Here is a 20,457-nt window from a genome sequence, read left to right as displayed (position 1 = left end):
CAAAAAGATGAGTTATACTTACTTGTATATCTCATCTTTTATTATATTTACTATTTCTTCGATTTCTTCATTTACATGTTTATCAAATTCTTCTTTAGTTATTAATTCATCTGAATGAGCTTCTGAGTAACCCATAATAACTGATAATGAATTTTTTACTTTATGAAGCATTATTTTTTTCTTTTGTTCATTTTTATCAAGAGCAGTACTTTTTATATATATTAGTAAAATATTAACTGGTAATAAGATAAATAATGGTATAAGTGAAATTTTATACCATAGTGAAAGAATTAAAAATATTATAATAAGTGCATTTACAATAAATAAACTAGTCATACTTTTCATGATATAAACTATAAACCTCTTTTTTATTTATTCCAAATTCTTTTGCAGTATTTTTTATCGCCTCAGATTTTTTTTCACCATTTTGCACTTTATTATAAATAATCTCTACTATGTCTTCTAGATTTATTTCTTTATCTTCTTCTACTTTGTTTGGTGAGATTATAACAACAAATTCACCTTTTTCTTTAATATCCTCACCTAGTCTATCTAATATATTTTCAGCTGATTGTGTTTCTATTTGCTCAAACATTTTTGTTATTTCACGAGCTACAGAAATTTCACGTGTTGGTTCAATTTTTGTTATTTCTGTTACTAGATTTTTAATTCTATGTGGAGATTCATAAATAATACTAGTAGTTTTTTCTTTTAAAATAAATTCTAGCTTTTGTTTTAAATCTTTTGATTTTCTTGGTAAGAATCCATAAAAAGTATAGTTATATGACTCTATACCACTTGAAACTAATGCTGTTAATCCCGCATTTGCTCCTGGTAATGCTGTTACTGATAATCCTTGTTCTTTTATCTTTCTTACTAGTGTATATCCTGGATCAGAAATACATGGCATTCCTGCATCAGTAACAAGTGCTACTTCTAGATTTTCCTGTAGATATTCAATTATTTTATCACTCATCTTATCTTCATTATGTTCATGATAACTTATTAATTTTTTTCCAGTTATTTCATAATGATTTAATAACTTTTGTGTATTTCTAGTATCTTCACAAGCTATTATATCAGCATTTTTTAATATTTTTAATGCTCTTAATGTAATATCCTCTAAGTTTCCTATAGGAGTAGCTACTAAATATAACATTACTTTTTCTCCTTTATTTTTTTATTTAATTCTTTAATTTTATCTTTTTTGTCATCTTTTAATTTTTCTTTTATATATTGCTCTTTTTGCAGACGAGTGAACTTTTTAAATGCACTCTCTGCTTTCGTCGCTTCACTTTTTGATATAAATTCTTCATAATAAACCAGCGATACAGGTACTCGTACTCGAGTATACTTAGCACCTTTTTTATTATTGTGCGCTTTAATTCTTCTTACTAAGTCTGTTGTATACCCTGTATAAAGTGTATTATCTATACATTTTACAACATACATATAACTATTAGTCAATTCCATATACCCTTTCCATCTCTTTAGTATAACTACCATCTTCATTATAAATATAAAATGGCTGTTCTACTTTAATATCACTTACTTTTGAAATACTTCCTTCTACTAAAACAATCTTACTATTTTCACTAGCTTTATTACTATACACAAAGCGTATTCTCTTTATTGCAAGTCCATTTTTTTCACATTCTGATATTATATCAGATATACGATAGGTTCTATGAACTAAAGAGAATTTTCCATTTTGTTTTAATAAGTACTTAATAGATTTAATAACATCACTAAGATTACATAATATTTCATGACGTGAAATATTATGATTATTTTTTTCACGCTGATTTGGCATATTTTCTACTGGAAAATATGGTGGATTACATATTACATAATCATATGATGAAGGTTTATAATAGTTTTTCACTTCTTTTATATCTCCACATTTCACATCAATATTATCAGCGATATCATTTAACTCTAGGCTTTTTTTAGTTAATTCAACTAAGTCTTCTTGTATCTCCAACATACTAATTTGAGCTCCACTTCTTTCACGTAAGATAATAGAGATCCCACCATTTCCGCTACATAATTCTATTATATTCTTCTTAGGACTAAGTGGCACATTTGCAAAATATGGTAATAAAAATGAGTCTGTTGACATACTATAGTGATCTTTTTTTTGAAGTATTTTATAATTTTTTGATACTGTATCTATTCTTAAATCTTCATTCATATTAACCCTCTTTTAAAAATTCTAAACTATTATTATCTAACACAACAGAAAAGAGGAATTTTTCTAACACAAGGACTGCCGAAACATTACCTTTAATATCATTTATCGCAAGTAATACTTTTTCTTGTACCGAACTAATATTTTTTACATCTTTGAATTTATCTTTAGATAAGTAACTTAGAGTAATTTTTTTATTTAGTAATATAAAGTATGATAAAATATCTTCTTTAGTCTTTAATTTTTCTAATAAATATATATTGGCAAGATGCGGTTTTCTAGAAAATCTTTTTAAAAATTCATTATGATATTCTAATAAATTCTCATCAATTTCCTCGGTAATTTCTTCACTACTACCTATTAATTTAACTTGTTGGCAACGTGATATTATTGTTGGCAGTACAGCACTAATATTTTTACAACTTAGAATAGCTATAATATCATCTTCTGGCTCTTCTAAAAATTTTAGCAAGCTATTTGAAGCTTGTTCTGTCATTTTTTCAATACCTTTTATCCAATAAATCTTTCTACCATAGAAAGATTTAACGCTAAGTTCTGATTTTAAGTTTTGAATCTCTTCTTTTTTTATAGAAGTCTCACTTTCTATAATATAAAAATCAACATAGTTATTATGCTCTATACTTTGACAAGCTTTACATTCTCCACAGTTGTAGAATTCTTTATCATTATTTTCTAAACAAAAAATAGATTTAACAAATTGCAAAATGAATTCATCACAATATAAACTATCCTCGCCTACCATTAGGTAAGCATGGGATAGTTTATTTGTTTTTAATGCATTTGTTAAAGATTTTATCGCAATACTATCTTTACTAAAGTTCATTTTTTAAAAATCCTTCCACTATTTCAAGTGCATCTTTTTCTACATTTTCATATGTTTGATTAGCATCAACTACTTTTATTCGATTACTATATTCTTCAGAAAGTTCATCATAACCATGTTTCACGCTCTTATAGAAACTTAAATCTTCTTGGTCCATTCTATTATTTTCATCTCTACCTTTTGTTCGACTTAAACCAACTTCTACATCGACTTTAAAATATAATGTTAAATCTGGTTCTAATCCATCTGTAGCGTATTTATTAATATCAATAATATCTTGTTTACTTAATCCTCTTCCATAAGATTGATATGCAATTGAACTATCAACAAATCTATCACAAATTACAATATAGCCATCTTCAACATAAGGAATAATTTTTTTTATTATATGATCTCTTCGACTTACACAAAATAATAAACTTTCAGTTTTAGCATCTATTTCATAAGTTTTATCAAAAAGTAACTCTCTTACTTTTTCACTAAATTCTGTTCCTCCTGGTTCACGTGTAGTTATAACTTTATATCCTTTATCCTTTAAATATTGTGTTAAAAAGTTTATAAAAGTCGTTTTCCCTGAACCGTCAGACCCCTCTACAGTTATGAATTTTCCTCTCATAAAATAACCTTTCTATTTATTTATAAACTGCGATATTCTTTCTACAGCTTCTTTTATATTTTCTATGCTTGTTGCATAACTAATTCTAAAATAATTGTCATAAGCTTTACCAAAAGCAGTACCTGGAATAACTCCTACGCGTGCTTCTTTAGCTAATAATTTACAAAATTCCATAGCTCCTAGATGTTGATATTTTGCAGGGATTTTGGCAAAGATATAAAATGCCCCGTCAATCTCTGGTATTTCAAAACCTAATTCTCTTAATCTAGGTACCATATAATCTTTTCTTTCTCTATATGTTTCAATCATATAATTATTATACTTGTCTACATTTTCATCCGATAATGCAATTACCGCAGCATCTTGAATAAATGTAGCAGCTCCAGAAACTGTAAACAAGTGGAATACTCCAATTTTTCTAATCATTGCTTGTGGTGCAGCGATAAATCCTACTCTCCACCCTGTCATAGCATGTGATTTTGATAATCCACTTATTAGGATAGTTTGTTCCGGAATAAATTCAGCTAATGAAGTATGCTTATAATTATATGTAATATCTCCATAGATTTCATCACTAATTACAAAAATATCATATTTAGCTAATACATCAGCAATAGCTTTCACTTCATCTCTAGTGTATGATACACCACTTGGATTATTTGGATAATTTATTAAAATTGCTTTTGTATCTTTATTTTTTTCTAAAGCTTTTTCAAGGACATCTGGTTGTAATTTGAACCCACTATCTACTGTATCAATAAATTCAATATTACATTTATTTAATATCCCTACCCCTTCATATGCAGAAAAGTATGGAGTAACTACTAAAATTTTATCACCTTCATTAGTAACTGCAGAAATAGAGTGTTCAATTGCTGCAGATGCTCCAATAGTAACAATTATTTCATCAGATGAATAATCTAAATTATATCTATCTTTTAAATTTTTTGCCCATGCACTACGCAGTGGTTCAATTCCATTATTTACTGAATAATGAGTTCTATTATTATCTAATGCACGTTTTGCAGCATCTTTAATTTCCTCAGCAGTATCAAAATCTGGTTCCCCTAATGTAAGTTTTATAATACCATCTATGCTAGAAGCAAATCTATCAAATTCACGAATTGGTGATCCTGTTAAATTTGCTAAAGATGTATTAAATTTATTTTCTAGTGATTTCTTAATTTCCATACTTAATGCCTTCTTCCTATATAAATTTTCTTTTTATAATTGTAACATATTTTATATTAAATTAAAAATACTATTTCAACGAACTTACTCTAATTGTACTTAATTTCACTATTTCAAGACATTATACAAAGAAGTATTCCGATTTTTGATATAAAATTTCAGAAAATTTAACTAAAAGTATTGAAAAAAACTTTTATTAATATTATAATGTACTGTATAGTAAAAAATATAAAACTATTAGATTATTCGAAGGAGATTTTAAAATGAGTAAATTAACAGTTAACGATATCAGAGTTGAACTTACATCAACACCAAAAGAAAAAACACCAGACGATAAATTAGGTTTTGGTACAGTATTTACAGACCATATGTTTGTTATGGATTGGACTAGCGAAAAAGGATGGTATGATCCTCGTATTGTTCCTTATGGTCCTATTGAAGTAGCACCTTCACTTAACGTGTTCCACTATGCACAAAGTATTTTTGAAGGTATGAAAGCATACAATGCTAATGGAGAAGCAGTTTTATTTAGACCTGAACAAAACTTCAAACGTTTAAATAAATCAGCAGATCGTATTGCTTTACCTGAATTAGATGAAGAATTTGCACTTGCTGCACTTAAAAAATTAATTTCTATCGATAAAGACTGGATTCCTAAATCAGAAGGTACTTCATTATATGTAAGACCATTTTTATATGGTGCTGAAGAAGCATTAGGAGTTCACCCAAATAATGTTGTTAAATTCTTTATTATCCTATCTCCTTCTGGAAGTTACTTTAAAGCTGGATTACAACCAAATAAAATCTATGTAGAGCATGAATATGTTCGTGCTGTTCGTGGTGGATTTGGATTTGCTAAAACTGCTGGTAACTACGCTGGATCTCTTAAAGGTCAGAAAAAAGCTCAAGCACTTGGATATTCTCAATCTCTATGGTTAGATGGAGTTGAACAAAAATATATTGAAGAAGGTGGAGCAATGAATATCTTCTTCAAAATTGATGGAACATTCGTTACTCCTGAGTTAAATGGTTCTATCTTACCAGGTATTACTCGTGCTTCTGTAATTGAATTACTTAAATCACTAGGTGAAAAAGTAGAAGAAAGAAAACTTCCATTAGAAGAAGTATACGAAGCTTACGATAATGGAAAACTTGAAGAAGTATTCTTATGTGGTACTGCAGCTGTAATTGCACCTGTAGGAGAATTATTCGATGGTACTAAAAAATTAGAGATCATTAAAGATGATAAACCAGGTGAATGGACTCAAAAACTTTACAACTTACTAACTGGTATCCAACTTGGTAAAGTTGAAGATAAATTTGGTTGGGTTGTAAAAGTAGAAGACTAATAAATACTAAAGAGAAAAGCTTGAAGTAAAAATACTTCAAGCTTTTTTAATTAATTTTTCTTTTTATAAGCAAGTGTGTAAAGACCTGCAACTAAAGTTACTGCACCAATAAAATTACCTAAGAATACAATTCCCATATTCTCAATAAATTGTAATACGGATATATTAGCACCTTCTAGCATAGCAGCTGGTATTGCAAACATATTCGCAACTAAGTGTTGGAATCCAATAGCAACGAATGTCATAATTGGGAACCATACACCAAACATTTTACCACCTACATCTTTTGCGCAAAAATTTAACCATACTGCCATACCTACTAACCAGTTACACCCTACTGCAGAGAACAATACTTGCCAAAATGATAAGTATATTTTTGATTCTCCTGCAGCTATTGTTTTCGCAGCAATAGCTCCTCCTGTTAAACCTGTAAGATGACCTAAGAAATAAGCAGCGAACAATGAACCGACTAAGTTTGCTAAAGTTATTATAAATAAGTTTTTAGCTAATAATTTCAAACTAACTTTTTTATTTAAATATGCGACCGTTACAGCCATCATATTACCTGTAACTAGTTCTCCTCCACCTACTAAAATACAAATAAGACCAATTGGGAAAACAGATGCTCCAAGTAATGATGCAATACCACCAAATTCTTTAGGTATAGATCCAGAAACACGAAGTAATGCTAAAAATCCTACTCCTATAAATGCTCCTCCTAAGAAGCCTAAACTTAGCATATATTTAAGATTTGCTTTAGCTTTTGCCTCACCTTTTTTACAGGCTAATTCATATATTTCTGGTGGCTCTAAATATGCTTTAGATTCTACAGTGTTTGACATAGTTAATTCTCCTTAATTTTTATTGAATTATTATTAGAAAAAATTATACTATAACAACTTCTTTTTTTCAATATAAATCATATACATATACAATATAAACACTATTATAAACTAAATCTCCTTAGTTAAAAAAATATTAATTAAATAAATTATCTTCTATTATTAAATTTCCTAACATTAATAATCGTGAGTATCAGACAAATACTCACGATTATCTATAATCTTATTTTTTAATCTTTCTTTTTATAAGCAAGTGTATAAAGACCTGCTACTAAAAGAGCACCACCTAGGTAGTTACCTAAGAATACACCTACCATATTATTTAGAAATTGGGCAAATGTTATATTAGCTCCACCAAACATAGCCGCTGGAATTACAAACATATTTGCAACAACGTGCTGGAATCCAATAGCAACAAATGTCATAATTGGGAACCATGTTCCTAATATTTTCCCGCTCACATCTTTTGCGCAAAACGCTAACCATGCTCCCATACCTACTAACCAGTTACATCCTATTCCTGAAAAAATCATTTCAGAGAAAGTAGCATTAATTTTAGCTTCTGCAGTGTGAACTGTTTTTTCAAAGACAACCCCTTCTGTAAGTCCTGTTAGATGTCCTAAACAGTATGCTACGAATACTGCTCCTACTAAGTTAGCTAATGTTATAATTACTAAGTTTTTCAATAATAACGCTGGTTTTAATTTCTTATCAAACACTGCTAACGTAACTGCCATCATATTACTAGTAATCAATTCTCCACCACCAACTAAAATACAGATAAGTCCTATTGGGAAAACTGCTGCTCCTAAAAGAGTTCCAAGGCCACCCCATTCATGAGGCATTGTTCCCGCTACTCTAATATAAGCAAGGTATCCTACCGAAATAAAAGCTCCACCTAGAAAACCTAAGCTTAGCATATATTTTAAATTAGCTGTAGCTTTTGCAACTCCTTTTTTACTAGTATATTCATAAAGTTCTTGTGGCTCAAGATATGCTTTTGTCATATTTGCCATAATATTTTCTCTCCTTATAGTTGTATTACTGATAATTATACATCATTAAAACGCTTTTTTCAATCTGTTTTATAATAACATTTTTTTACTTATACTCTGAAATCCTACAGTTATAGCAATAATTAAATATATAAAATAATATAAATAAATTTTTATAAACCTCTATGTTCTACAGTTTATTACAGAAAAAGAGTGATTAACTTTTGTTAATCACTCTTTTATCTTATCTTGCGAACTTAACTGCTCTTACCTCACGAATAACATTGACTTTAATGTTACCTGGGTATTGCATCGTTTCTTCGATTTTATTTTTAACTTCTTTGGCAATTTTATAAGTTTTTGTATCATCTACTTCCTCAGGATTTACTATTACCCTGATTTCACGACCAGCTTGAATTGCAAATGTTTTTTCAACACCTTTGTGTTCATTTGCGATTTCTTCAAGTTTTTGTAGACGTTTAATGTAATTTTCCAATGATTCTCTTCTTGCACCAGGACGTGACGCAGAAAGAGCATCTGCTGTGGCAACAATAACAGAAATAGGGTTAGTAGGTTCAGTATCACCATGGTGGGAAGCTATTGCATTAACTACTGTAGCATTTTCTTTATATTTAAGTGCTAGTGCTACACCAATTTCAACATGTGACCCTTCTACTTCATGGTCTAGTGCTTTACCTATATCATGTAATAACCCTGCTCTACGAGCTAAAGCTACATCAAGGTCTAATTCAGCGGCTATAAGCCCTGAAATATAAGCAACTTCCATAGAGTGTTGTAGTCCGTTTTGACCATAACTTGTTCTATATTTCAATTTACCTACTATTTTCACTAAATCAGGATGCATATTATGAATACCTAAATCAAATGTGGCTTGTTCACCGGCATCTCTAATAACCTGATCTATATTTCTACGTGCTTTATCAACAGCTTCTTCAATTTTCGATGGATGAATACGTCCATCATCAATAAGTGATTTAATAGCAGTTTTTGCTATTTCTCTTCTTATTGGATCATATCCAGAAAGAATAACTGCTTCTGGTGTATCATCAATAATTAAGTCTACACCTGTTAGAGTTTCTAGTGTACGAATATTTCTTCCTTCACGACCGATAATACGACCTTTCATATCATCACTAGGAAGATCAACAACAGAAACAGTAGTTTCACTTACTACATCTGTTGCAAAACGTTGTAATGATTGAACAATAAGTTCTTTTGCTCTTTTATCTACAACATTTTTCGCTTCTAATTCTTTATTTCTTATATATATTGCCATATCTTTAGCCATATCAGTTTCTACTGAGGCCATAATCTCTTCACGAGCTTGTTGTTCGGTTAAGTTTGCAATTCTTTGCAACTCCGTTTCTTGTTGAATTTTTAGCTGATTCACTTCATTACTTCGTTCATCAAGTAATTGTGATTTTTCTTCTAATTTCATCTCTCTAGAACTTAGTAATTCATCTTTTTTATTTAAAAGTTCCGTTTGACGTTCTAATGAAGATTCTTTTTGAAGAATTCTATCTTCTTGTCTTTGAATATCTTGCTTTTTAAATTCTGCTTCTTTATTTGCAATATTAATTATTTCTTCCGCCTCTTTTTTAGCGATGCTAGTCTCTTTATCAACTATATATCTCGCTTCTTTTCTTGCTTCCCCAATAATATGATCTGCATCTTGTTTAGATAGCTCTAATTTTTTTTGAATTGAATTTTTTGAAATAATATATCCAAATAAAAGTCCAACAAGCAAAGCTGCAACACTGATTATTCCATAAATCATCTTGCAACCTCTTTCTATATTTAAGTAATTTCTTTATGATAAGTTACATAAAACTAATACAAACATTAGTAAAATAAGCACTATATCATAAATATAATTCTACACCACTAGCGGTAAAAAGTCAATAGCAGTCTTGCCCTAACGAAACTTTAATTCTACAATTTTTAATAAAAAAATTTGTACTATTTTATATTTAAAAATTTGTTAATAATATCCTCTATTTCATTATAGTTGACATTGGTTTTAAAAAGATATATTATGAACAAATACATATTAATAATTTTTTTGAATTTATTTATTAAAATACTTGCAATCTAGTTATTGGTATGTTATCATAATCAAGTATGTAAAAATACAAAACATGTTTGAGTGGGAGAGCGAAAATTTTAATACGCTCAAATGACCACATCACGAAAAATAAATAGGAGGTTTTATCGTGGCTAAAAAAATAGTAAAAGTTGTTAAATTACAAGTACCAGCAGGTAAAGCTAACCCAGCTCCACCAGTTGGTCCAGCGTTAGGTCAAGCTGGTGTAAACATCATGGGATTCTGTAAAGAATTCAATGCTCGTACACAAGACCAAGCAGGATTAATCATTCCAGTAGTGATTTCAGTATATGAGGACCGTTCATTTACATTCATTACTAAAACACCACCTGCACCAGTATTACTTAAAAAAGCAGCTAAAATTGATAAAGCATCTGCGGTACCTAACCGTGACAAAGTTGCTACAGTATCAAAAGCACAAGTTCAAGAAATCGCTGAACTTAAAATGGCTGACTTAAACGCAGCTTCTCTAGAAGCAGCTATGCGTATGATTGAAGGTACTGCAAGAAGTATGGGTATCTTAATAGGAGAATAGGAGGATAATTATAATGGCAAAAAAAGGTAAAAAATATCTTGAAGCAGCTAAATTAGTAGATTCTTCTAGTCTATACTCTGTAGTAGAAGCAATCGAATTAGCTAAAAAAACAAGCACAGTAAATTTTGACGCAACTGTAGAAGTTGCATTCCGTTTAGGAGTTGACACTCGTAAAAATGACCAACAAGTACGTGGAGCAGTAGTTCTTCCAAAAGGAACTGGTAAAACTGCTAAAGTTTTAGTTTTCGCTAAAGGTGATAAAGCAGCAGAAGCTGAAGCAGCAGGAGCTGACTACGTAGGACAAGGTGAATACATCACTAAAATCCAACAAGGTTGGTTTGATTTTGACGTAATCGTAGCTACTCCAGACATGATGGGAGAAGTTGGTAAAATCGGTCGTGTATTAGGACCTAAAGGTTTAATGCCAAACCCTAAAACTGGAACAGTAACTATGGACGTTACTAAAGCAGTAAATGAAATTAAAGCTGGTAAAGTTGAATACCGTGCTGAAAAAGCTGGTGTTGTTCACACTCCAATCGGTAAAGTTTCATTCTCTACTGAAGATTTAGTAGAAAACTTCAACGCTGTTCAAGACGCTTTAGCAAAAGCTAAACCAGCTGCTGCTAAAGGAACTTACTTCAAATCTGTAGCTGTAACTACAACTATGGGACCTGGAGTTCGTGTTAACACAGCAGAATTCAAATAAGAATTTTAATTAAAAGAGTATTTCTTCGGAAGTACTCTTTTTTCTTTGTCTACAATTTCTGAAATAAAAAAGTAGAATAAGCTATTTTTTACAATACCTTACTCTACTATTTTATTATTTAACCCAATACATACCTTGATAAAACTGTAATGCCGTCGCTAGTGTTATTGCAATAATAAATATTGTTTGATAAACTTTACTTATTTCTTCTTTTCTTCTTGAATCAATTATTAATTTTGTACTAGATACTTGAAATATTATTGCTAGTATTATTAACATAATTATCTTCAATAAATTAAATTTTGTATTATCAAAAGTTGTTAGATATAATCCATTTAAAACTATTGAAATTATTTTTACTGCCAATGCATATATTAGTACATCTAGAGCTATGAAATTCCAAAATGAACGTCTAGTTAAAATCATTTGAATTATAGCTAAATTTGAAATTATTATTATTGTTAGCAATACATAAAGATATTCAATTATATTTGCTTGATAATAAATATACCTAAACGTAAAATCTAGTATTACAGATGGAAGTAAAAATATATATGTCGTTAAATATATTTGTCTTACTCTTTCTTTAAATAAAATAGGTAAGTATTCTGTTATAAGCCATTCCTTATCTTCATATTTTCTTCCATTTAAAACAAATACTATAGCTGATAATACCGATGCTACTATATAATTTTTATCGAAAAGTACTGAAAGTGCTATTAGGATTGTAAAAAAATAGTATCCAAAATAGAATATTTTATAAATTTGTGGTGTTGAATAATTTCTATTTGAAATAATATTTAACAAAGCTCCCCATTTAGTTTTATATTGTTCATTATTCATGTTTTCCCTCTCCTTTTAATATAGAAACCAATATTTCTTCAACATTTTTATTTTCGTATCTAGTTTGTAAGTTTACTACATCTTCACTTATTTCAACTTGTCCATTATTTAGTACAATTACGTAATCTGCTAAATTTTTAATTACATTTGGTTCTTCAGTCACTATTATAGTAATTTTATTCTCATCCATATATTCCCTTATCATTGATAGCATCTCTCTTTTAGCTATTAAGCCTACTCCAGCTAATGGATTATCTAAAACTAAAATATTAGAGTGTGTAGTAATACCAATGCCAAATAGTAAAATTTTTCTTTCACCTTGTGATAGCTCATATATTTTTTTATGTTTATATATATTGTATTTCTTTATATATTCATAGCAAGAACTTATATCAAATCTAGAGTCTAACTTCGAAATTTTATTTAATATAGTTTCTACACTTAGTTTATCAGAAAATAATGGTCTATCTGCTATATATGAGTAACTAGATTTTATCTCTACTTCATTATCGTAAAAATTAAATTCATCATATAGTACCATTTGTTTTTCAATATCTATACTTCCTAAAATACTTTGTAAAAATAATGTTTTACCACAAGCGCTATTCCCTGTTATGGCATATACATAACCTTCATCAAATGTATAATTTATTGGTCCTAGTTTAAAATTATCTTTATCTACCTGTAATTTATTTACTTTGATTCTCATAGTCTTTCTCCCCCAATACTATTTTTAATATCTCATTTATATCCCCTTTTGTTAAACCATCATCAGTCGCTTTTTCTATCATTTGTTTAAATTCAACAATATATTCTCTTTTTTTTATTAATAAAATTTCTTCAGTATTTACTTCATTTACAAAGTATCCTACAGCCCCTTTTGAATAAACAAGATTCTCCTGTAATAGTACTTCATAAGCTTTTTTTACTGTAATTATGCCTACTTCTAATTCTTTAGCCAAAGATCTAATAGATGGCAACTGTGTATTAGAAATATATTCTCTTGATAAAATTTTATTTTTTATGCTATTGGCTATTTGCTGATAGATAGGTGTTGATGATATATTAGAAATTTTAATTTCCATTAACTTCACCTCTTTTGTATCTACTGTTATTATACAATAGATACAGTATACAGTCAAGTAATCTTATAATAATATATTAAATATCTTTTCCTATGTTTTATTTTATAATTATAAATCAAAATGCTATAATAGAGATAACTTATTTTTTAGGAGTAATTTTATGATTTCTATTATTGTACCTATTTATAATGAAGAAAAAACAATTCGTGATTTTATATACAATTTATACTGTCTTCATGATATAGATAAGAACGAAGTCTTATTTATTGATGGTGGTTCTAGTGATAAAACTCATGAAATTTTAGATGAGCTTTCATATTTTGGTTACTCTTATCATATTTCTGATAAAAAAGGTCGAGCTAATCAAATGAACTATGGAGCCAAAATTTCTAAAGGAGATATATTATGGTTTGTTCATGCCGATAGCGTCCTTCAAAAGGATGTTATTCAAAAGATACTGAACTGCCCTACTCCTGTTGGTTGTTTAAAGATTAGATTTTATCCAAATAGTATAAAGATGAGAATGAATGCCTTAGTCTCAAATATGCGTGCTAGTATTACGAATCTTGCATTTGGAGATCAAGCTATTTTTATAAAAAGAGAGGTCTTCGAAGAAATTGGTGGATACAAGGATATGCCTTTAATGGAGGACTATAGAATATCTGAAGATTTAAGTGCAAAATCATATAAAATTACTGTAATTGATTCACCTATTACCGCATCTACTAGACGTTATAAAGGAAAACCATTATCAACAATGTGGCAAATGCAGAAATTCCAAAGAATGTATCGTCAAGGAGTTCCTGTTGAAGAATTAGCTAAGTTATATAAAGACATACGCTAAAATAACAATTTACTATTTTTTAGTAAATTGTTATTTTTTTCTAAACACTCTTTTATTGATTATTTACAGAAACTAATTTATAATAGTTTTAATACAGTTTAATAAAGGAGAGAAATATTATGGCTGATTATTTTAAAAAGAAACATTTAGTAGAATTTGGTGAAGGAAAATTTGGAGAAGATGCTCCTGAATATTGGAAAAACTTTATGAATTATTATGGTAATGTAATGGCGGAAGGAGAGCTTACTACTCGCGAAAAAGCTCTAATTGCTTTAGCTGTAGCTCACTCTGAAGCTTGTCCTTACTGCATAGATGCATATACAAGTACATGTTTAGAAGAAGGATGCGACCAAGATCAAATAGCAGAAGCAATCCATGTTGCAGCTGCAATGAAAGCAGGTATTACTTTAGTACACGGTCTTCAAAGTAAAGAATTATCTGATAAACTTTCTAACTAGGATGTATTATGACAGAACTTAATATTCCTAAATTTTTTGATCAAGTAGAAGAAAAACAATATCTACTTACTGAAGAATATCCAGAAGTTATGCAAATCAACGTAGGAAGCTTATGTAATATTACTTGTAGTCACTGTCACGTCGATGGTGGACCACATAGAAAAAATAATATGGTTAAAGAAACGTTTGAACAAATTATTGAAGCTTTCAAAGTTGGTAAGTATAAGACTATGGATATTACCGGTGGAGCCCCAGAAATGAATCCTAACTTTAGATGGTTTTTAAAAGAAATTTCTCAATATGCTGAAACTATCATTGTGAGAACTAACTTAATTATTCTGGCTGTTCCTGCGTATCGTGATATACCTGAGCTTTACCGTGATTTAAAAGTTCAAGTGGTAGCATCATTACCATACTACAATGAAAAAGTTGTTGCTAAACAACGTGGAAAAGGTGTTTTTCCAAAGTCTATAGAAGTACTTAGAAGACTAAATGAGCTTGGTTATGGTAAAGAAGATGATCTTGTTCTTAACTTAGTTTATAATCCAAATGGAGCTTATTTACCACCAAAACAAGAAGCATTAGAAAAAACATATAAAAAGAAACTTTATGATAATTTTGAAGTTGTCTTTAATAACCTATTTACAATTACTAATAATCCAATTGGTCGTTTTTCTGAGTTTCTTCATAGAGAGGATCTTTATGAAGGCTATATGAATAAGCTACATAAAGCATATAATCCAGCTACTCTACCTGGTTTAATGTGCAGAAATATGATATCTGTTGGCCCAGATGGAACTCTTTATGATTGCGACTTTAATATGATAGAAAAACTTCCAGTATCTGGTAAAGTAAAACATGTTAGTGAGCTTGCAAATGAACATACTGGAGTAAGGAGAATAGTTACTGGTATCCATTGTTATGGGTGTACTGCAGGAGCTGGTTCTTCTTGAGGTGGCGAAACTTGTTAGTATAGGTTATGCTAATTAATTACAAATTAAAGAAATACTAAGTTAAAATTATTTAGCTTAGTATTTCTTATATTAAAAAATCTCGAGGAGAACTTTTTCCTCGAGATTCTTATTTATTATTTTCTATCTTCTATAACTTTTACTAAGTCTTTGATTGCTACGATGTTCTCAGCATCTTCATCTGAAAATTCAAATCCGTATTTTTCTTCGATATCCATTACTACATCAGCAATATCAATAGAATCCGCATCTAAATCTTCATTTAATCTTGATTCTAAAGTTATTCTTTCTGGATCGATTTTAATATATTTTGTTATAATTTCTTTTACTTCTTCTAAAATAGCCATTATTTTTGTTCTCCTTTTTCCATTGTTTCTATCATTATATCATAAAGTTTAGTTTTGTGTATTTGTTTTGCTTGTTGAACTGCATAATAAAGTGCATTTTCATCTGAAGAACCGTGTACTTTTATACTTGGTTTTTTAATCCCTAGTAAAAATGCTCCGCCATATTCGCTATAATCAAATTTTTTCCTAAAAGCATTAATTCCTGACTTCACTAATAAGCCACCAATTTTTGTTTTAAGGTTTTGCATAAAAATACCTTTAATCATTTTTCCTAGTGAACCAGCTACACCTTCTATAGTTTTAAGCATTACATTACCTGCAAATCCTTCTGATACAACTATATCATTAGTGTGTTCAAGTATATTTCTTGATTCAATATTACCGTTGAAATTAGATATATTTGATTTTAAAAGTTGATGTGCTTCTTTGTATACCTTATTACCCTTTGTTTCTTCTACACCAACATTTAGTAAGGCAACACTCGGAGTTTCTATATTATATATATATTTCATATATAATTGACCAAGTTTAGCATAGTTTAGTATATCTTCCGGTCTAGCTTCAACATTAGCACCTAAATCAGTTAGTAAGAATTTATGATCTGAACGAGTTGGAAGTAATGATGCTAATCCAGGTTTTGATACACCTTCTATACGACCTAACATAAATATTGAGCTCGCCATAAATGCTCCAGTACTACCACCAGAAATGGCTACATCAATTACATCGTTTTTAAGATCTTCTAATAATCTAATCATTGAAGCATCTTTTTTCTTTCTATGCACACGAGCTGAATCGTCTTCCATAAAAACTTGTTCTGTACAAAGATTTTTTACAACATTTTCTGTCTTAGTAACCTTTGCTAGCTCTTTTTCCATACCATATACATATAATTCTACTTCATCATCTTTGTATGTATTAATGAAATTTATTATTTTTTCAGGAGTGTCTACTCCTAGTATATCTATTCCTATTTTCATAATTCTATGCACTTTCCTCTCCTATTAGTTTTGCTTCTACTACAAAGCGGCTATCCCACTCTCCTGTTTGAGGATTATAGTTATCACAAGTAAACAATGTTAGTATTTTATCTTTTCCTTCATGTTGATCAAGAATCTCTACTTGAGTCGGCATTACATCGTATATTCTACTAACTTCATAAGTTCGTAGTTTATCTTTTGAAATAATTTGTACTTTTGTACCCATTTTTATTTTATTTAGATTGTTAAATCTTATTCCAACACCTTGAACACTATGCCCTGCTATTACAACATTTTGAGCGTCTAATGTTGATGGTTCTTGTGCAGTTGCTACACCATTAATTAAATTAATTTCCGTAACATCTTGGAATATTGGTTCTTGTATATCGATATCATCGATTTTTAGAACTCCTAACATAGAATCTGTTAATTTAATTTTTGAATCATTATCTGTAAACATTTTTTTCCACCAAGGTACATCTACTTCACCTTGATTATTTCGATAAGCTGTTATAATTTTATCATTTACATCATTTGTAAAATATTCTCTAATTTGATTTTTAAATATTAATACAACTGATGTTGCTAATAATACTACTATTAGAATATTTATTAGCCAATTTTTTAGCTTTTTATTCATCTATATCCTCCTTAAATTATAGTTTCATTTAACCCAACGTATTGTAATAAACGCTGTTTATTATCTGTAACTTCAATAATTTTTAAAGCTAATTTTTTAGCTAAATACATAAGATCAACATCATTAATTAGATCTGCTACTTTAAAACTTGGTACTCCACTTTGTTTTGTACCAAAGAAATCACCAGGACCTCGCTGTTTTAAATCAAACTCCGCTATTTTAAAACCGTCATTTTCTAAACACATTATATCAATTCTTTCACTCTTAGAATCAGTTACTAATATACAATATGACTGGTAATTACTTCTACCTACTCTCCCTCTAAGTTGATGTAAAGTTGCTAATCCAAATCTATGAGCATCCACGATAATCATAAATGTTGCATTAGCTACATTAACACCCACTTCAATGACTGTAGTTGATATTAATATATGTATTTCTTTTTTTAAAAACTTCTCAACAATTTCATCCTTCTCCTTATTAGACATTTTACCATGAAGTACTGCAATTTGGTACTCATCCGGTAAATATTCTCTAATATTTTCATAAGTTTCTTCAACATTTTGAAGATCCATTTTTTCAGATTCTTCTATCAAAGGACAAACTACATAGCCTTGACGTCCATTATCTAGTTCCATTCTAATATTATCTAATACTTTATAAAAACTTTTATTATTTGCTTTATATGTTTTTACCTTCTTACGCCCTGCAGGTAGTTCATCTATTGTAGAAACTTTAATATCCGTTATTAATGTAATTGCCAGACTTCTAGGTATAGGGGTTGCCGTCATCATTAATGAGTTAACTGCTTCTCCTTTATTACTAAGAATCTGTCTTTGCTTTACCCCAAATCGATGTTGTTCATCAGTTATTACGTACTTTAAATTACTGAATTTAACATCTTCTTGAATAAGTGAATGAGTTCCAACAATTAATTCTATCTCTCCTGATTCAAGCAGACTTAAGATAATATTTCTTTCTTTCTTAGGTGTACTACTAGTTAGTAGTGCAACAGAGATATTTAAATCTTTAAAGAACTCAAAAAATGTCTCAAAGTGTTGGTTAGCCAATATTTCTGTAGGGGCCATTATTGCTGTTTGATAACCTGATTTTATTGCACCATATAAGGTTGCTGCTGCAACAGCAGTCTTACCACTTCCGACATCACCTTGTAAAAGACGATCCATCTTATATGGTTGCTCTAAATCATCAACTATCTCATCTATAACTCTATTTTGTGCTGAAGTTAGACTAAATGGTAAGCTTTCTTTAAACTCTTTGATATCCTGGTTAGATATTGAAATAGCATACCTATTATCTTCTACTCTGCTATTTATATTTTGTAATTGAAGTTTTAACTGATAATCAAACAATTCATGAAAAGCAAACATCTTTCTTGCTTTATCAAACTCTTCAGCGTTTTTAGGAAAATGTAATGTATGAAGAATTCTATCTAATTTCCAAATCCCTTTAAAATTTTCAGGAACTAAATCTAATATCACATTTTCATGATCTATCATATTAAAAGCTTCATCAACTAGTTTAGCAAATCTCTTTTGAGTTATGCCTTGTTTTAAATGATAAAAAACTTCTATTTTATCACCTGAAATCTGTTTTTTTTCATCAGTGTTAAAGGATATACTAGAAGCAGTTATAGTATTATTAGCAGAATTATATGTACCTTTAACTACTATTTCTCTTCCCTCAATAATATTTTTCTTTAAGTACATTTGGTTAAAGTATACTATTTTCACACTTCCTGATGGTGTTGCTAGCGAGAAAAAAGATCTACTTCTTCTATTCCCATAAAACTGAGTACTTACTCTTGTTTCAACTTTTCCAGTTGTTACTACTTTCTCATTATCTTTAACAGATAAAGAAAAATCAGTAGAACTAGACACTCTATAAGGAATATTATATAGAACATCACGAATAGTATAAATATCTAATTCGTTCAATGTCTTCAAATATTTAGCTCCCACGCCTTTTATAGTTCCTACTGATTTTTCTAATATATTAATCATTACCGAATAATAAACTCCTATATTTTTCTCCAGTTTTTGTTATTGCCAGACCACCTTTAGCTGTTTCTTTAAGTGTAGTTGACATTTCTAAACCTATTCTATACATTGATTCTAATACTTCATCCGCAGGAATACGGCTCTTAATTCCTGCTAAAGCCATGTCCGCAGCCATTAGCGCTATTGACGAACCTGCTGCATTTCTCTTAACACATGGCACTTCTACTAATCCTGCTACTGGGTCACATACTAGACCTAACATATTTTTCATTGCAATTGAGAAAGCATGAGCAGACATTTCTGCATCTCCTCCACGAGCTTCTACAATTGCGGCTGCAGCCATTGCACTTGCTGAACCTATTTCAGCTTGACAACCACCTTCTGCCCCTGCACACGAGGCATTATTAGCAACTACAAATCCAAATGCTCCTGCAGTAAATAGCATTCGTAGTTGAGTTTCTTCATCAATATCAAATTTTTGTTTTAATGCATGAACACATCCTGGTAATACCCCTGCTGATCCAGCAGTAGGAGTTGCACAAATTAATCCAAGTGAAGCATTTACTTCATTTGTAGCTATTGCTGCAGCAACACCTGTTAAGAAGTCGGCTCCTGTTATAGAGTTACCACTATCAATATACTCCTTTAACTTTTTAGCATCTCCGCCTGTTAATCCTGTTTTAGAACTAACTCCTGCTAATCCTTCTTCTACTGCTTGCATCATTACAGCTAAATTTCTTTTCATCAACTTTTCTACTGCAGCGCGGCTAACTCCATTGAGTTCTATTTCCTGCTCAATCATTAATTCAGAAACTGGTTTTTTCTCTCTTTTCGATTTTTCTACAATATCCTCTAAACTAGTAAACATATCCTA

At 29.8% G+C, this 20,457-nt stretch carries 24 protein-coding genes; 6 read left to right on the top strand and 18 right to left on the bottom strand.

Features of this window, described 5'->3' with window-relative positions; all coding sequences use genetic code 11:
• Nucleotides 1-18: 18 nt before the first annotated feature.
• Genes T369_RS0100510 through T369_RS0100480 form a run of 7 tightly spaced genes read right to left on the bottom strand, consistent with a single transcriptional unit; the run spans nt 19 to nt 4,842 of the window.
• Complete coding sequence (locus T369_RS0100510; protein ID WP_231124678.1) at nt 19-336, bottom strand: hypothetical protein; 318 nt, start codon at nt 334-336, stop codon at nt 19-21.
• Nucleotides 329-1,159, bottom strand: a complete 831-nt coding sequence (rsmI, locus tag T369_RS0100505; RefSeq protein ID WP_031550257.1) for a 16S rRNA (cytidine(1402)-2'-O)-methyltransferase — start codon at nt 1,157-1,159, stop codon at nt 329-331. The genes T369_RS0100510 and rsmI overlap by 8 nt, the downstream gene beginning before the upstream one ends.
• On the bottom strand, nt 1,159-1,473 hold the full coding sequence (locus T369_RS0100500) for a GIY-YIG nuclease family protein (RefSeq protein ID WP_031550254.1): 315 nt from the start codon (nt 1,471-1,473) through the stop codon (nt 1,159-1,161). Before T369_RS0100500 ends, rsmI begins: the two co-directional genes overlap by 1 nt.
• A complete protein-coding gene (locus tag T369_RS0100495; protein ID WP_031550252.1) occupies nt 1,460-2,194 on the bottom strand; it encodes a tRNA1(Val) (adenine(37)-N6)-methyltransferase in 735 nt (244 codons plus the stop codon). Before T369_RS0100495 ends, T369_RS0100500 begins: the two co-directional genes overlap by 14 nt.
• Before the next feature lies 1 nt (nt 2,195).
• Nucleotides 2,196-3,035: a DNA polymerase III subunit delta' gene (locus T369_RS0100490; RefSeq protein WP_031550249.1), complete on the bottom strand. Its 840-nt coding sequence runs from the start codon at nt 3,033-3,035 to the stop codon at nt 2,196-2,198.
• Nucleotides 3,025-3,651, bottom strand: a complete 627-nt coding sequence (gene tmk / locus T369_RS0100485; protein WP_031550246.1) for a dTMP kinase — start codon at nt 3,649-3,651, stop codon at nt 3,025-3,027. Before tmk ends, T369_RS0100490 begins: the two co-directional genes overlap by 11 nt.
• A gap of 12 nt (nt 3,652-3,663) precedes the next feature.
• Nucleotides 3,664-4,842 carry an aminotransferase class I/II-fold pyridoxal phosphate-dependent enzyme gene (locus T369_RS0100480; RefSeq protein ID WP_031550243.1) on the bottom strand — a complete coding sequence of 393 codons (1,179 nt, stop codon included), beginning with the start codon at nt 4,840-4,842 and terminating at the stop codon, nt 3,664-3,666.
• Between the two features lie 263 nt (nt 4,843-5,105).
• On the opposite strand from T369_RS0100480, the gene T369_RS0100475 reads away from it, so the two are divergent.
• Complete coding sequence (locus T369_RS0100475; protein ID WP_031550241.1) at nt 5,106-6,191, top strand: branched-chain amino acid aminotransferase; 1,086 nt, start codon at nt 5,106-5,108, stop codon at nt 6,189-6,191.
• 50 nt (nt 6,192-6,241) lie between these two features.
• On the opposite strand, the gene T369_RS0100470 is transcribed toward T369_RS0100475, so the two are convergent.
• The 3 genes from T369_RS0100470 to rny form a co-directional block, all read right to left on the bottom strand.
• Entirely contained in the window at nt 6,242-7,033 is a 792-nt protein-coding gene (locus T369_RS0100470) for a formate/nitrite transporter family protein (RefSeq protein ID WP_031550238.1), read from the bottom strand.
• A gap of 230 nt (nt 7,034-7,263) precedes the next feature.
• On the bottom strand, nt 7,264-8,049 hold the full coding sequence (locus T369_RS0100465; protein WP_006364365.1) for a formate/nitrite transporter family protein: 786 nt from the start codon (nt 8,047-8,049) through the stop codon (nt 7,264-7,266).
• A gap of 223 nt (nt 8,050-8,272) precedes the next feature.
• A complete protein-coding gene (gene rny / locus T369_RS0100460) occupies nt 8,273-9,826 on the bottom strand; it encodes a ribonuclease Y (protein ID WP_031550235.1) in 1,554 nt (517 codons plus the stop codon).
• A 436-nt stretch (nt 9,827-10,262) separates the two neighbouring features.
• Between rny and rplK the strand changes: the two genes are divergently transcribed.
• Together rplK and rplA are read left to right on the top strand one after the other, a co-directional pair.
• The gene (gene rplK, locus T369_RS0100455) at nt 10,263-10,688 is read left to right on the top strand and encodes a 50S ribosomal protein L11 (protein ID WP_006364367.1); all 426 of its coding nucleotides are present in this window, start codon (nt 10,263-10,265) and stop codon (nt 10,686-10,688) included.
• A 13-nt stretch (nt 10,689-10,701) separates the two neighbouring features.
• Nucleotides 10,702-11,394 (top strand): 50S ribosomal protein L1, encoded by a 693-nt coding sequence (rplA, locus tag T369_RS0100450; RefSeq protein WP_003144761.1) that lies wholly within the window; start codon nt 10,702-10,704, stop codon nt 11,392-11,394.
• A gap of 114 nt (nt 11,395-11,508) precedes the next feature.
• On the opposite strand, the gene T369_RS0100445 is transcribed toward rplA, so the two are convergent.
• The 3 genes from T369_RS0100445 to T369_RS0100435 are packed head-to-tail and all read right to left on the bottom strand — an operon-like array spanning nt 11,509 to nt 13,322.
• Nucleotides 11,509-12,237 (bottom strand): hypothetical protein, encoded by a 729-nt coding sequence (locus tag T369_RS0100445; RefSeq protein WP_031550229.1) that lies wholly within the window; start codon nt 12,235-12,237, stop codon nt 11,509-11,511.
• Nucleotides 12,230-12,946: an ATP-binding cassette domain-containing protein gene (locus tag T369_RS0100440; protein ID WP_031550227.1), complete on the bottom strand. Its 717-nt coding sequence runs from the start codon at nt 12,944-12,946 to the stop codon at nt 12,230-12,232. Before T369_RS0100440 ends, T369_RS0100445 begins: the two co-directional genes overlap by 8 nt.
• Nucleotides 12,927-13,322 carry a GntR family transcriptional regulator gene (locus tag T369_RS0100435; protein ID WP_031550224.1) on the bottom strand — a complete coding sequence of 132 codons (396 nt, stop codon included), beginning with the start codon at nt 13,320-13,322 and terminating at the stop codon, nt 12,927-12,929. Before T369_RS0100435 ends, T369_RS0100440 begins: the two co-directional genes overlap by 20 nt.
• A gap of 160 nt (nt 13,323-13,482) precedes the next feature.
• On the opposite strand from T369_RS0100435, the gene T369_RS0100430 reads away from it, so the two are divergent.
• From T369_RS0100430 to arsS, 3 genes are all read left to right on the top strand, one after another.
• Nucleotides 13,483-14,166 (top strand): TIGR04283 family arsenosugar biosynthesis glycosyltransferase, encoded by a 684-nt coding sequence (locus tag T369_RS0100430; RefSeq protein ID WP_031550221.1) that lies wholly within the window; start codon nt 13,483-13,485, stop codon nt 14,164-14,166.
• A gap of 119 nt (nt 14,167-14,285) precedes the next feature.
• Nucleotides 14,286-14,624, top strand: a complete 339-nt coding sequence (locus T369_RS0100425; RefSeq protein ID WP_006364372.1) for an arsenosugar biosynthesis-associated peroxidase-like protein — start codon at nt 14,286-14,288, stop codon at nt 14,622-14,624.
• 8 nt (nt 14,625-14,632) lie between these two features.
• A complete protein-coding gene (gene arsS / locus T369_RS0100420) occupies nt 14,633-15,577 on the top strand; it encodes an arsenosugar biosynthesis radical SAM (seleno)protein ArsS (RefSeq protein WP_031550218.1) in 945 nt (314 codons plus the stop codon).
• 134 nt (nt 15,578-15,711) lie between these two features.
• Here arsS and T369_RS0100415 read toward each other — a convergent pair whose 3' ends face one another.
• The 5 genes from T369_RS0100415 to sdaAA are packed head-to-tail and all read right to left on the bottom strand — an operon-like array spanning nt 15,712 to nt 20,451.
• Entirely contained in the window at nt 15,712-15,942 is a 231-nt protein-coding gene (locus T369_RS0100415; RefSeq protein WP_006364374.1) for an acyl carrier protein, read from the bottom strand.
• Nucleotides 15,942-16,934: a phosphate acyltransferase PlsX gene (plsX, locus tag T369_RS0100410; protein WP_031550214.1), complete on the bottom strand. Its 993-nt coding sequence runs from the start codon at nt 16,932-16,934 to the stop codon at nt 15,942-15,944. Before plsX ends, T369_RS0100415 begins: the two co-directional genes overlap by 1 nt.
• Nucleotides 16,927-17,562, bottom strand: a complete 636-nt coding sequence (locus T369_RS0100405) for a class A sortase (RefSeq protein WP_031550211.1) — start codon at nt 17,560-17,562, stop codon at nt 16,927-16,929. Before T369_RS0100405 ends, plsX begins: the two co-directional genes overlap by 8 nt.
• Nucleotides 17,563-17,573: 11 nt before the next feature.
• Nucleotides 17,574-19,586 (bottom strand): ATP-dependent DNA helicase RecG, encoded by a 2,013-nt coding sequence (gene recG, locus T369_RS0100400; RefSeq protein ID WP_031550208.1) that lies wholly within the window; start codon nt 19,584-19,586, stop codon nt 17,574-17,576.
• Nucleotides 19,579-20,451, bottom strand: coding sequence for an L-serine ammonia-lyase, iron-sulfur-dependent, subunit alpha (gene sdaAA / locus T369_RS0100395; protein WP_031550205.1), 873 nt, complete (start codon nt 20,449-20,451; stop codon nt 19,579-19,581). The genes recG and sdaAA overlap by 8 nt, the downstream gene beginning before the upstream one ends.
• Nucleotides 20,452-20,457: the final 6 nt, after the last annotated feature.

The organism is Gemella sanguinis ATCC 700632 (assembly GCF_000701685.1).
Classification (GTDB): Bacteria; Bacillota; Bacilli; order Staphylococcales; family Gemellaceae; genus Gemella; species Gemella sanguinis.
The sequence above is the reverse complement of the archived record's forward strand: the minus strand, read 5'-3'. Positions and strand labels throughout refer to the sequence as shown.

Bases quoted from the DNA above. Each gene is read 5' to 3' on its own strand.
- T369_RS0100510 (WP_231124678.1), bottom strand. From the start codon at position 336: ATGACTAGTTTATTTATTGTAAATGCACTTATTATAATATTTTTAATT.
- rsmI (WP_031550257.1), bottom strand. From the start codon at position 1,159: ATGTTATATTTAGTAGCTACTCCTATAGGAAACTTAGAGGATATTACA.
- T369_RS0100500 (WP_031550254.1), bottom strand. From the start codon at position 1,473: ATGGAATTGACTAATAGTTATATGTATGTTGTAAAATGTATAGATAAT.
- T369_RS0100495 (WP_031550252.1), bottom strand. From the start codon at position 2,194: ATGAATGAAGATTTAAGAATAGATACAGTATCAAAAAATTATAAAATA.
- T369_RS0100490 (WP_031550249.1), bottom strand. From the start codon at position 3,035: ATGAACTTTAGTAAAGATAGTATTGCGATAAAATCTTTAACAAATGCA.
- tmk (WP_031550246.1), bottom strand. From the start codon at position 3,651: ATGAGAGGAAAATTCATAACTGTAGAGGGGTCTGACGGTTCAGGGAAA.
- T369_RS0100480 (WP_031550243.1), bottom strand. From the start codon at position 4,842: ATGGAAATTAAGAAATCACTAGAAAATAAATTTAATACATCTTTAGCA.
- T369_RS0100475 (WP_031550241.1), top strand. From the start codon at position 5,106: ATGAGTAAATTAACAGTTAACGATATCAGAGTTGAACTTACATCAACA.
- T369_RS0100470 (WP_031550238.1), bottom strand. From the start codon at position 7,033: ATGTCAAACACTGTAGAATCTAAAGCATATTTAGAGCCACCAGAAATA.
- T369_RS0100465 (WP_006364365.1), bottom strand. From the start codon at position 8,049: ATGGCAAATATGACAAAAGCATATCTTGAGCCACAAGAACTTTATGAA.
- rny (WP_031550235.1), bottom strand. From the start codon at position 9,826: ATGATTTATGGAATAATCAGTGTTGCAGCTTTGCTTGTTGGACTTTTA.
- rplA (WP_003144761.1), top strand. From the start codon at position 10,702: ATGGCAAAAAAAGGTAAAAAATATCTTGAAGCAGCTAAATTAGTAGAT.
- T369_RS0100445 (WP_031550229.1), bottom strand. From the start codon at position 12,237: ATGAATAATGAACAATATAAAACTAAATGGGGAGCTTTGTTAAATATT.
- T369_RS0100440 (WP_031550227.1), bottom strand. From the start codon at position 12,946: ATGAGAATCAAAGTAAATAAATTACAGGTAGATAAAGATAATTTTAAA.
- T369_RS0100435 (WP_031550224.1), bottom strand. From the start codon at position 13,322: ATGGAAATTAAAATTTCTAATATATCATCAACACCTATCTATCAGCAA.
- T369_RS0100430 (WP_031550221.1), top strand. From the start codon at position 13,483: ATGATTTCTATTATTGTACCTATTTATAATGAAGAAAAAACAATTCGT.
- T369_RS0100425 (WP_006364372.1), top strand. From the start codon at position 14,286: ATGGCTGATTATTTTAAAAAGAAACATTTAGTAGAATTTGGTGAAGGA.
- arsS (WP_031550218.1), top strand. From the start codon at position 14,633: ATGACAGAACTTAATATTCCTAAATTTTTTGATCAAGTAGAAGAAAAA.
- T369_RS0100415 (WP_006364374.1), bottom strand. From the start codon at position 15,942: ATGGCTATTTTAGAAGAAGTAAAAGAAATTATAACAAAATATATTAAA.
- T369_RS0100405 (WP_031550211.1), bottom strand. From the start codon at position 17,562: ATGAATAAAAAGCTAAAAAATTGGCTAATAAATATTCTAATAGTAGTA.
- recG (WP_031550208.1), bottom strand. From the start codon at position 19,586: ATGATTAATATATTAGAAAAATCAGTAGGAACTATAAAAGGCGTGGGA.
- sdaAA (WP_031550205.1), bottom strand. From the start codon at position 20,451: ATGTTTACTAGTTTAGAGGATATTGTAGAAAAATCGAAAAGAGAGAAA.